General features: G+C 40.3%; 13 protein-coding genes. 8 read left to right on the top strand and 5 right to left on the bottom strand.

Annotation, left to right across the window (positions count from 1 at the left end; all coding sequences use genetic code 11):
* Window positions 1–113: 113 nt before the first annotated feature.
* From EKC99_RS14280 to EKC99_RS14270, 3 genes are all read right to left on the bottom strand, one after another.
* Entirely contained in the window at window positions 114–278 is a 165-nt protein-coding gene (locus tag EKC99_RS14280) for a YpzG family protein (protein WP_006322047.1), read from the bottom strand.
* A gap of 1 nt (window position 279) precedes the next feature.
* Complete coding sequence (locus tag EKC99_RS14275) at window positions 280–447, bottom strand: small, acid-soluble spore protein K (protein WP_019418561.1); 168 nt, start codon at window positions 445–447, stop codon at window positions 280–282.
* Between the two features lie 91 nt (window positions 448–538).
* The gene (locus EKC99_RS14270) at window positions 539–1,516 is read right to left on the bottom strand and encodes a metal-dependent hydrolase (RefSeq protein WP_009360853.1); all 978 of its coding nucleotides are present in this window, start codon (window positions 1,514–1,516) and stop codon (window positions 539–541) included.
* 56 nt (window positions 1,517–1,572) lie between these two features.
* Between EKC99_RS14270 and mutY the strand changes: the two genes are divergently transcribed.
* On the top strand, window positions 1,573–2,661 hold the full coding sequence (gene mutY, locus EKC99_RS14265; RefSeq protein WP_033383629.1) for an A/G-specific adenine glycosylase: 1,089 nt from the start codon (window positions 1,573–1,575) through the stop codon (window positions 2,659–2,661).
* A 12-nt stretch (window positions 2,662–2,673) separates the two neighbouring features.
* On the opposite strand, the gene EKC99_RS14260 is transcribed toward mutY, so the two are convergent.
* Window positions 2,674–2,898: a hypothetical protein gene (locus EKC99_RS14260; RefSeq protein WP_009360855.1), complete on the bottom strand. Its 225-nt coding sequence runs from the start codon at window positions 2,896–2,898 to the stop codon at window positions 2,674–2,676.
* 100 nt (window positions 2,899–2,998) lie between these two features.
* On the opposite strand from EKC99_RS14260, the gene EKC99_RS14255 reads away from it, so the two are divergent.
* The 7 genes from EKC99_RS14255 (at window position 2,999) to nikC (ending at window position 9,563) form a co-directional block, all read left to right on the top strand.
* The gene (locus EKC99_RS14255; protein WP_205597818.1) at window positions 2,999–3,148 is read left to right on the top strand and encodes a gamma-type small acid-soluble spore protein; all 150 of its coding nucleotides are present in this window, start codon (window positions 2,999–3,001) and stop codon (window positions 3,146–3,148) included.
* A 102-nt stretch (window positions 3,149–3,250) separates the two neighbouring features.
* The gene (gene ntdP, locus EKC99_RS14250; RefSeq protein WP_009360857.1) at window positions 3,251–3,781 is read left to right on the top strand and encodes a nucleoside tri-diphosphate phosphatase; all 531 of its coding nucleotides are present in this window, start codon (window positions 3,251–3,253) and stop codon (window positions 3,779–3,781) included.
* Window positions 3,782–3,973: 192 nt separating this feature from the next.
* Complete coding sequence (locus tag EKC99_RS14245; protein WP_163152499.1) at window positions 3,974–4,987, top strand: ABC transporter ATP-binding protein; 1,014 nt, start codon at window positions 3,974–3,976, stop codon at window positions 4,985–4,987.
* Complete coding sequence (locus EKC99_RS14240) at window positions 4,962–5,930, top strand: ABC transporter ATP-binding protein (RefSeq protein ID WP_163152497.1); 969 nt, start codon at window positions 4,962–4,964, stop codon at window positions 5,928–5,930. Before EKC99_RS14245 ends, EKC99_RS14240 begins: the two co-directional genes overlap by 26 nt.
* Before the next feature lie 49 nt (window positions 5,931–5,979).
* Window positions 5,980–7,584, top strand: coding sequence for an ABC transporter substrate-binding protein (locus tag EKC99_RS14235; RefSeq protein ID WP_163152495.1), 1,605 nt, complete (start codon window positions 5,980–5,982; stop codon window positions 7,582–7,584).
* A gap of 65 nt (window positions 7,585–7,649) precedes the next feature.
* Complete coding sequence (locus EKC99_RS14230) at window positions 7,650–8,654, top strand: ABC transporter permease (RefSeq protein WP_163152494.1); 1,005 nt, start codon at window positions 7,650–7,652, stop codon at window positions 8,652–8,654.
* Between the two features lie 15 nt (window positions 8,655–8,669).
* Window positions 8,670–9,563: a nickel transporter permease gene (gene nikC, locus EKC99_RS14225; protein WP_021095994.1), complete on the top strand. Its 894-nt coding sequence runs from the start codon at window positions 8,670–8,672 to the stop codon at window positions 9,561–9,563.
* 31 nt (window positions 9,564–9,594) lie between these two features.
* Here the strand turns inward: nikC and EKC99_RS14220 are convergent, their stop codons facing one another.
* Window positions 9,595–10,668 carry an FUSC family protein gene (locus EKC99_RS14220; protein ID WP_009360863.1) on the bottom strand — a complete coding sequence of 358 codons (1,074 nt, stop codon included), beginning with the start codon at window positions 10,666–10,668 and terminating at the stop codon, window positions 9,595–9,597.
* Window positions 10,669–10,853: the final 185 nt, after the last annotated feature.

Below are 10,853 nucleotides of genomic sequence, written 5' to 3'. Positions count from 1 at the left end.
TTAAAAAAGATGACCCCTATTCAATATAGGAATCATCTTCTAGCTGCTTAATCTCTTTTTTTATAGTGTCCTTGACATGGGTGCCACTTTACGTCCGTCAACCTCTTTTTCCATTAAATTTTCCTTTTACTTACTTCGGAATGTAAAATCATTAAACTTTGTGATTGTTGTGTTTCGCCATTTACTTGAGCGTGGGCGTGTTTCGGGTTTGCCCATGGTTGTGGGAACGGATCGGAATAGCGGTTATCATAAAATTTTTTACGCCAGTGTTTACCCATTTTATTCCTCCTCGATGTCGCCTCGTTTATTGGACGCGTGCATTCGTTCTTGAGGGTGCGTATTAATCGTGCCGTTTGCACGTTTTGATGCGTACTCTGCTTTTGCGCGTGGCTCGCCTTCTAATTTTTCATTGTTTTGATTCGGAAAGCCTCGTTCTTTATTGCTCAATGTTAGTCCCCCCAGCCGTTCATTTCGTGCTTTTTGAGCACACGTATAGTATTCGTTAATAAACGTCTATTTATGAACGAGCATGGTTGCTTTAGCTTGGAATAAGTTCTAATTTTTTGCGCAATTTCTTTTCGCTAAAAATCCATCCTGTATATGAGCTAACAATGTTTAGGTCGAGATCGAGTTGGACGACTGCTACAAACGGATAATAATTTTTGCTTCGGTAACGCAAGTCGATGAAACGCACTTCATAATGATCGTTATATTCATGAATTTCCCAACGATATACGGGGGAAAAAGATAAAAATGCAGCTAAATTTTCATCTTGTTTTGCTTTTTCAATGATTGGGATGTCTGGAATCGGACATTTTTCGAATATGTCAAGTACAGTAATTGTCCCATTTTGCGCGCGCGCAACGTAAAAATGGTTTGATGTCGTCACAGCTAAATGCCATTCGTTCCATTTTATTGTCGGAACGGTAATGACTTGTTCAACATCCGGAAACATTTGTTTCAACTTGCGTTTTATTGCTTGTTGTTGACGAAAACGAATGATATAGTAACCAATGAGCACGACATATACAGCTAGAAACGTATACCCCGCATGTTGTCCGTTCAACCATAAGACGACGCCAGCTAAGTGAACAATAAAAATAAACGGATCGAACGTGTTAATGATACCGAGCGCAACCCATTTTTTTGAAAAAGGACGCAACGCTTGCGTGCCATATGAATTGAAAATATCGACAAACACGTGTACACTGACGGCGATAAATGTCCAAAGGGCTACATGAAAAAACGACGTGTCATATATATAAAAGAGAGTGACACTAATGAGCAACGTCCAAATGAACAAAGCGGGGATCGAATGCGTCATGCCACGATGATTGCGAATATATTTGGCGTTATTTTTTAGTTTAAACACGGTGTCAATATCAGGTGCTTGTGAGCCGACGAGCGTGCCGATAAGCACGGCATGCGCGAGCGTTGGATCGTTAGCGATCGTTGGATCAAATGTAGCTAATCCACCTAATGCAAACCCCATTAAAACGTGTGTACCTGTATCCAAATAAAAGGCCTCCTTTTTTCCGACTGAACTTACTTTTAGTTTACCACCTTGGAGGAATGAACGTGAAAGAAAATGTACAACAAATATTGGCTCATTTTCATATTGAGCAGTTTCAACATGATTTAATTCATTGGTTTCAAACAGAGCAACGTGATTTGCCTTGGCGAAAAGATAAAGATCCTTACAAAATATGGGTATCTGAAGTGATGCTTCAACAAACGCGAGTCGATACAGTCATCCCTTACTTTTATCAGTTTATCGAAAAGTTCCCGACTTTAGACGCGTTAGCTGAGGCGGAAGAAGAAGAAGTGTTAAAGGCGTGGGAAGGGCTCGGCTATTACTCGCGTATTCGTCATTTGCATGAAGCGGTAAAAGAAGTGAAAGAAAAGTACGGAGGATGTGTACCTGCGTCCAAAGAGCAGTTTTCTTCATTAAAAGGTGTTGGACCGTATACGACAGGAGCGGTGTTAAGCATCGCTTACGGCATTCCTGAACCTGCGGTAGATGGAAATGTTATGCGAGTATTGTCGCGTATTTTTTATATAACAGATGATATTGCGAAAGGAAGTACACGAAAAAAGTTTGAAAACATTGTTTCCAAAATTATTTCACACGACAATCCGTCTGATTTTAATCAAGCGTTAATGGAACTTGGTGCGCTCGTTTGCACGCCGAAAAATCCGAGTTGCTTTCTATGTCCTGTTCAGCGTCATTGTCGGGCGTTTGCAGAAGGGGTAGAAACTGAGCTACCTGTAAAAACAAAAGGGAAAGCACCGAAACGTGTTTCTTTTCGTGCCATTGTGCTTATGAATGAAAAGGGAAATATACTCATTCAAAAACGCCCGCCTCGTGGATTGTTGGCAAATTTATGGCAATTTCCAAATGATGAACATGCTCCAACACGAAACGATGAAGCATTTGTAAAAGAAATAAGTGAACGATATCATGTCGTCATTCGTTCGCTAGAGCGAATCGGTTCATTTGAGCACGTTTTTTCCCATGTTGTATGGCATATTGAAGCATATAAAGGGAACGCGCTGGAATTACAAATGGGAGATGAAACGAATAAATGGGTGACGATCGATGAGCTTAAGCAATATGCATTCCCAGTTATATATCAAAAAATATGGCAAGCGTACGAGTAAAGGCAAACGCCTTTACTCGTAAAATACGCGCGTTCCATTCGTATATGTCGCTTCGTTTCGCTGTAAACCGCCTCTTGCTTCAATTTCTTCCACAATTTCACGATGCATTGTTTGTCCCTCAACGTTTAAATACGGAGTGACTTGTTGAAGAGCATGATGAAAAAACGCTAACTCGCTATCTTTCCATTGCTGTTTAGGAATCATTTGTAAGGCCGTTAAATCGCGTCCAATATACATCGTTTTCACCTCTTTATGTAGTGTAGAAAGTGAAACAAAAAATTATTCATACGGATATTTTTTAAATAGACGGTACAAAGTAATGAGCGTGGAGGTGAGAATGATGAAGCCAAACAAAACGATTGCAGGAACAAACATTCAACATGTAAAACAGCAAAATGCTGGTCAGTACGGAACAGAGTTTTCAACTGAAACAGATGTTCAACATGTGAAACAACAAAACGCGAAAGCAGAAGCAAAGAAAAATTAATAACGGGCAAAGGGCATCGGTTTTCGTCCGATGCTCTTTTTCTTCATTGCTTATTAACGGTATAATAGAGGAAAAAGCGTCGAATGAAAGTAGGGAATGTGTATGGAATATCCACAAACAGGGGCGATCATTCAAATTCATAGTTATAAACATGACGGCCATATCCATCGTGCATGGAAAGAAACCGTTGTGTTAAAAGGAAGCGAAGAAGAAGTGATTGGCGGCAACGATCGTACACTTGTGACGGAAGCAGATGGGAGAACGTGGGTGACGCGTGAGCCGGCCATTTGTTTTTTTTATGCAAAACATTGGTTTAACATTATTGCGATGATTCGTGCTGAAGGGGTGTATTACTATTGCAACATTAGCTCGCCTTACGTTTGGGATGGAGAAGCGCTAAAATATATCGATTATGACTTAGATATTAAAGTATTTCCGAACGGTCAATACGACATATTAGATCGCGATGAATATGAGCGCCATCGCGAACAAATGAACTACCCTGAAATTATTGATAAAGTTTTAAAAAATAATGTTCAAAAATTAATTCAATGGATTAAAGAGAAAAAGGGACCGTTTGCCCCTGAAGTAGTTGAACATTGGTATAAAAAGTTTATTATGTGTAGAAAGTGAAAATGATACATACATGAACAAAAAAACAACGGTTACTTACTAATGGCCGTTGTTTTTTATTTTTTATAAACAATGATTAAATTTTTTGAATTTTTGTATTGTATTTTTTTAATATTCGTGTAATAATTTGAAACGTAACATAAAAATTATTTTAAAAATATAAATTTTCTGTATATAGAAGGAGTGGCTTCCGTGGGAGATGAAGCGATTTTACGAGTAAAAAGCTTAAAAACATGCTTTTTCACAGACGAAGGGGAAGTTCCTGCGGTTGATGGCGTAGACTTTTACATAAATAAAGGCGAAATTTTAGGCGTTGTCGGTGAATCGGGCTGTGGAAAAAGTGTTACATCGCTCTCTATTATGGGATTGTTGCCAAAAGGAATCGGAAAAATTACAGATGGAGAAATATGGTTTAAACATGAAAATATTGTGCTAGCATCGGAAAAAAGGATGAAAGAAATACGCGGGAATGAAATAGCGATGATTTTCCAAGAGCCGATGACGTCGTTAAATCCGCTTTTTACGATCGGTAACCAAATGATTGAAGCGATTCGTATTCATGAAAAAATAAGCAAATTAGAAGCGCGAAAGCGAGCCATTGATATGCTTAAACTTGTCGGTTTACCTCGTGCTGAGGAGATCATTGATGAATATCCGCATCAGCTATCAGGAGGCATGCGGCAGCGCGTGATGATTGCGATGGCGATGGTATGCAATCCATCTTTATTAATTGCAGACGAGCCAACGACTGCTTTAGACGTGACGATTCAGGCACAAATTTTACATTTGATGAAACAGTTAAACGAACAATTCGGCACAGCGATTATGATGATCACACACGATTTAGGAGTCGTCGCTGAAATGTGTCATCGCGTCGTTGTTATGTATGCGGGAAAAATCATTGAAGAAGGGGATGTTCAAACGATTTTTCGAAATCCAAAACATCCATATACGATTGGACTTATTCGTTCTGTTCCAGATATTCGGGAAAGAAAAGCACGTTTATATTCTATTCCAGGAAGCGTACCGAAGCCGGGCTCGATTAAACAAGGTTGTCGTTTTGCGGCAAGATGCGAGCAGGCATTTGAGCGGTGCTTTTCCCAAAATCCTGATTTATACGAAGTAGAACAAGGCCATCGCGCGCGTTGTTTTTTGTATACAAAGGAGGAAAGCGTCATCCATGAACGAACCGTTACTACAAGTTAAAGGGTTAAAAAAATATTTTCCGATTACGGCAGGTTTATTTAATAAACAAATCGGTCAAGTGAAAGCGGTCGATGATTTATCGTTCGTTGTTTACAAAGGAGAAACGCTCGGCATTGTCGGGGAGAGCGGCTGTGGAAAATCGACGACGGGGCGTATGCTTATGCGGCTTATTGAGCCAACGGAAGGATCTATTTTATTTGAAAATGAAGAAGTGACAAAACTATCGCCCCAACAATTAAGAAAAGTGCGTCGCGATATGCAAATGATTTTTCAAGACCCGTTTGCATCGCTCAATCCGCGCCATACAGTAGAAAAAATTTTAGAAGAACCGCTGATCGTGCATGGAATTGGGTCAAAGGAAGAGCGACGAAAAAAGGTGCGGGAGATGTTAGAAGTCGTTGGATTAAGTAGCTATCATGCGAAACGCTATCCGCATCAATTTAGCGGAGGACAACGACAACGTATCGGCATCGCTCGCGCATTGATGACGAAACCGAAGCTCATTATCGCAGATGAGCCCGTTTCCGCACTAGATGTGTCCATTCAGGCACAAGTGCTTAACTTACTAGAAGATTTACAAAAAGAGTTTGGTTTGACATATATTTTTATCGCTCACGACCTTGGTGTTGTGCGTCATATTAGCGATCGTGTTGGCGTCATGTATTTAGGACGAATGGTTGAACTCGCTAACAGCGAAGAGCTATATCGCCATCCGAAACATCCGTACACAAAAGCGTTGCTTGAAGCTGTTCCGATTCCAGATCCGGAATATAAAAAAGAAAAGCAACTGCTTACCGGGGATTTACCGAGTCCATCGAATCCGCCAACAGGGTGCGCTTTTCATACACGATGTCAAGCATGCATGGATATTTGTAAAACGACAAAACCAGAATGGAAAGAAGTTGGAAATGGGCATTACGTCGCCTGCCATCTTTATACATAAAGATGGCTAGGCGATGAAATATATATTTATTCACTAAGGGGGAAAAGAAATGAAGAAAAAATGGTTATTAACCATGCTTACGTTTCTTCTTGTAGCAGCGACTGCGCTTGCAGGTTGCGGCAAGTCGGAACAAACAGGTGGAGGCAAAACGGAGGAAGCTGAAAAGCAAACGACGCTCGTCTATGGACGCGGCGGTGACTCTGTTGGGTTAGACCCAGCCACAGTGACAGATGGTGAATCGTTTAAAGTAACAAAAAACATTTTTGACACACTTCTAGACTATAACGATGGTGATACAACGATTCAACCAGCATTAGCGAAAGAATGGACGATTTCTGACGATGGCTTAACGTACACGTTTAAGCTTCGTGAAGGTGTAAAGTTCCATGACGGAACAGATTTTAACGCAGAAGCTGTTGTATTTAACTTTGAACGTTGGGCAAACGGGAATGCAGATACGTTCCCTTATTATGGCTCAATGTTTGGTGGATACAAAAATGATGAAGGGCATGTCATTAAAGAAGTAAAAGCGTTAGATGAACATACGGTGCAGTTCGTTTTAAAACGTCCGCAAGCGCCATTCTTAAAAAATCTGGCGATGGTACCGTTTGCGATCGCTAGCCCTGAAGCAATTAAAAAATATGGCGACAAATTCGGTGAAAATCCTGTTGGAACAGGTCCATTTATCTTTAAAGAGTGGAAGCGCAATGAACGCATCGTGCTTGAGAAAAATAAGGAATATTGGTTAGAAGGTCATCCAAAACTTGATAAGTTAATTTTCGTATCGATTCCAGACAACTCTGCACGCCTCAATGCGTTGTTAAAAGGCGAGATTGATATTATGGAAGATTTGAATCCTTCTGATTTAGCTCAAGTAGAAGGAAATAAAGATTTCCAAGTGTTTAAACGTCCTTCGATGAACGTCGGTTATGTCGGATTAACTGTTACACGCGGTCCATTAGGAAATAAACTCGTTCGTCAAGCGTTGAATCATGCGGTAGATAAACAAGCGATTATTGATGCGTTTTATGCAGGTCAAGCACAACCGGCGAAAAACCCATTACCGCCAAGCATTCCTGGCTACAACGACGCGATTCAAGACTATCCGTATGACTTAGAAAAAGCAAAACAATTACTTGCAGAAGCTGGTTATCCAAACGGCTTTGAAATGGAATTATGGGCGATGCCTGTTCCACGTCCATACATGCCAGATGGACAAAAAGTAGCCGAAGCGTTACAAGCAAGCTTTGCGAAAATTGGCGTAAAAGCAAAAATCGTCACGTATGAATGGGCGACATACTTAGATAAAGTGGCAAAAGGAGAAGCAGACGCCTTCTTGCTCGGTTGGACGGGCGATAACGGTGATGCAGACAACTTCTTATATGCGTTGCTTGATAAAGATAGCATTGGCAGCAACAACTACACATACTATGCAAACGATGAGTTGCACAACATTTTAATCGAAGCACAAACAGTTAGCGATGAAAACAAACGAAACGAATTGTACAAAAAAGCACAAGAAATTATTAAAGAAGACGCACCATGGATTCCGCTCGTACACTCAACACCGTTATTAGCAGGTAAGGCAAACATTGATGGATTTAATCCGCATCCGACTGGAACGGATAAATTTACAAAAGTACAGTTTAAATAACATTTGTGTTGAGGGAGGGGAGGGAATCCTCTCCCTTTCCATCATGTCAGAAAGGAGTGAAACGTATGTTTTCATATACAGTCAAACGCATTTTAACGGTCATTCCTGTTTTGCTTGGCATGTCGCTCGTCGTATTTTTTATGATTCGTGCCATTCCGGGAAATCCTGCGCAAGTCATTTTAGGACAAAAGGCGACGAAAGAAGCGGTAGAGGCGTTAACGCATAAACTCGGATTAGACCAGCCGTGGTACATTCAATACATGAAATATCTTGGCGGATTATTAAAAGGGGATTTAGGGGAATCCATTCGCACGGGGGTTGCGGTTTCACAAGAAATTTGGCCATATTTAGCGGCGACATTAGAACTGTCGCTTGCAGCGATGTTCATTGCTGTGGTGATTGGTGTCAATGCAGGTATTATTAGCGCATGGTTTCAAAACTCTTGGTTTGATTATGTTGCGATGGTTTTAGCGTTGATTGGGGTTTCGATGCCTATTTTTTGGCTCGGGTTGATGGAACAATGGATTTTTGCGATTAACTTAGATTGGTTCCCGACATCTGGACGAGAAGATGTACGAAATCCAATTGAACCGATTACCCATTTATATGTCATTGATACGTTAATTCAAGGAAATACAGATCAGTTTGTTCAAACATTGCAACACTTAGTGCTTCCGAGTGTCGCTTTAGCGACAATTCCAATGGCTATTATTGCTCGCATGACTCGTTCAAGCATGCTTGAAGTGATGAAGTCGGATTATATTCGTACAGCACGCGCGAAAGGATTAAGCATGTTTTGGGTTGTGTACAAGCATTCGTTAAAAAATGCGATCATTCCTGTATTGACGGTTATCGGTTTACAAATGGGGTTGTTACTTGGCGGGGCGATTTTAACGGAAACGATTTTCAGTTGGCCGGGAATTGGTCGGTACATTTATGAAGCGATTGGCTATCGCGATTATCCTGTCATTCAATCAGGCATTTTAATTGTTGCGATGATTTTTATTTTTATTAATTTAATTGTTGACCTTCTATATGCTGCAATTGATCCGCGAATTAAATATAACTAAAAGGAGGGGAGCGCATTGGCTGAGCTGGCACGAAACGAGGGAAATGTTGTACAGCAAGAAGAAAAAGCAACATCGTTATGGAAAGAAGGATGGATTCGTTTTCGAAAAAATAAAATGGCACTCATCGGAAGTGGCATTGTGCTATTTTTCATTTTGCTTGCCATTTTCGCACCATTTATCGCTCCGTACGATATGAACGACCAACAACTATCCATGCGTTTGCAAGCACCATCGAAAGATCATATATTTGGAACAGATGATTTTGGACGAGACATTTTTTCCCGTGTCGTTTATGGGGCACGCATTTCGTTATGGGTCGGATTTTTTTCTGTGTTAGGTTCGGTTGTCATCGGCTCTTTACTTGGAATTATCGCAGGATACTATGGACGATGGGTTGATGCGGTGATTTCGCGCGTATTTGACATTATGCTCGCATTTCCGAGCATTTTATTAGCGATTGGCATTGTGGCGGTTTTAGGACCGTCATTGAAAAATGCGCTCATTGCGATCGCGGTCATTAACATTCCGAACTTCGGGCGTCTCATTCGTTCGCGTGTATTAAGCATTAAACAGGAAGAGTATATTACAGCGGCGAAAGCAATTGGCATGAGTGATGCGCGCATTTTATTCCACCACATTTTGCCGAATAGTATGGCGCCTATTATTGTCCAAGGCACGCTTGCGATCGCGACGGCTATCATTGAAGCGGCAGCTCTCGGATTTCTTGGGCTAGGAGCACAGCCACCAAACCCGGAATGGGGGAAAATGCTAGCGGATTCAAAAGCATATTTAACGCAAGCACCATGGACGATGATTTTTCCGGGATTGGCAATCATGTTAACCGTATTAGGATTTAACTTAATGGGTGATGGATTGCGCGATGCGCTTGATCCGCGTATGAAAAGCTAAAAGATGTCCCGTTGGTATGTCGGGACATCTTTTATTCTTGCTCTGGGGTAGGGACGACGTGCTCTTCTTTATGGTAATGATGGAAGCTTTCGATCAGCGTGTCTAAATGTTCAAGTTGATGGCTATACTCAATAATCGCTCCGATAAGTGGAAATAGTTGATAATTTTCTTGCTTAATGCTTTGTTGAGCATAATGGTTTAAAAACGAGTGGATTAATCCTTTTTTTCCAGAGCATGCTTCTGTAACGAATTGTGATTGTGGATCAGACTTGACCTTCCCAATGAACTTTAGCAATATTTGATCGTGATAATTTAACAAACAGTCGAGTTCGTTTTTTATGGCGTCTTGAAGTTCAGCAGATGTATGTGCTAGCTCGTTTTCTAAACGATGTAACAATTTTAACGTTTCTAGCGCCCGATTTGTTGCGACAATCATTTGGCGATATAACACAAGTTTACGTGATTTGCTATATTTATGCTTGCGAAAATATGTCCGTTCTTCTTTGTAAAGCAAATAAAGTTGGTCTAGTTTCATCATGTTTTCTTTAAATTTTTCGATGTCTTCTTTTAATAAATGATGTTCAGATGCATGTCGTACATTCATGCGAATCCATTTCAAAATATGTTCGGTATATTCCACAATTTTCGTGTATAGCTTCTTTTCATACTTTGGCGGAAGAAATACTAAATTAACGATAAATGCTGCAAACACGCCTAACATAATTGTTGAAAAGCGAATAAGCGCAAATTCAATAAAGTGTTCTTCGGTATATTCCATAATTGCAATAACTGTCACAAGCGCAACAGAAATAGAAGATTCTAAACGAAGACGAAGAAATAACGCAATGACTAAAATGGCGGTTAGTCCAATAATAAATGGATCGTGGCCGAAAACAAGCGTAAAAACGATCGCGAAAACCGCACCAATGACATTTGCTTGCACTTGTTCAATTAAAGATAAATATGAACGGTAAATCGTTGGCTGCATTGCAAATACAGCTGAAATACCAGCAAACACAGGAGAAGGCAACTGCAACAGTTTCGCTAAAACTAATGCAAATGTAATCGCAATCCCGGTTTTAAAGACGCGGGCTCCAAGTCTCATCGTCGCTCAAATTCCTTTCTTTTTCATCATCTTGTTAGAACAACAAACAAATATACATGTTTTTCATCAGTATATCAAGATAAAAGGAAAAAAAGTTTGAGTCAAGACTTTGTGGGAGATTTTTTTCTCGACCGATTTTTTTGGTTATATATGGTTTTATAAAATCGTTATATGTAAGCGCTTTT

It is taken from the genome of Anoxybacillus sp. MB8, assembly GCF_011006755.1.
GTDB lineage: Bacteria > Bacillota > Bacilli > Bacillales > Anoxybacillaceae > Anoxybacillus > Anoxybacillus gonensis.
Note: the sequence above shows the minus strand (reverse complement) of the source record. Positions and strands in the feature narration are given on the sequence as shown.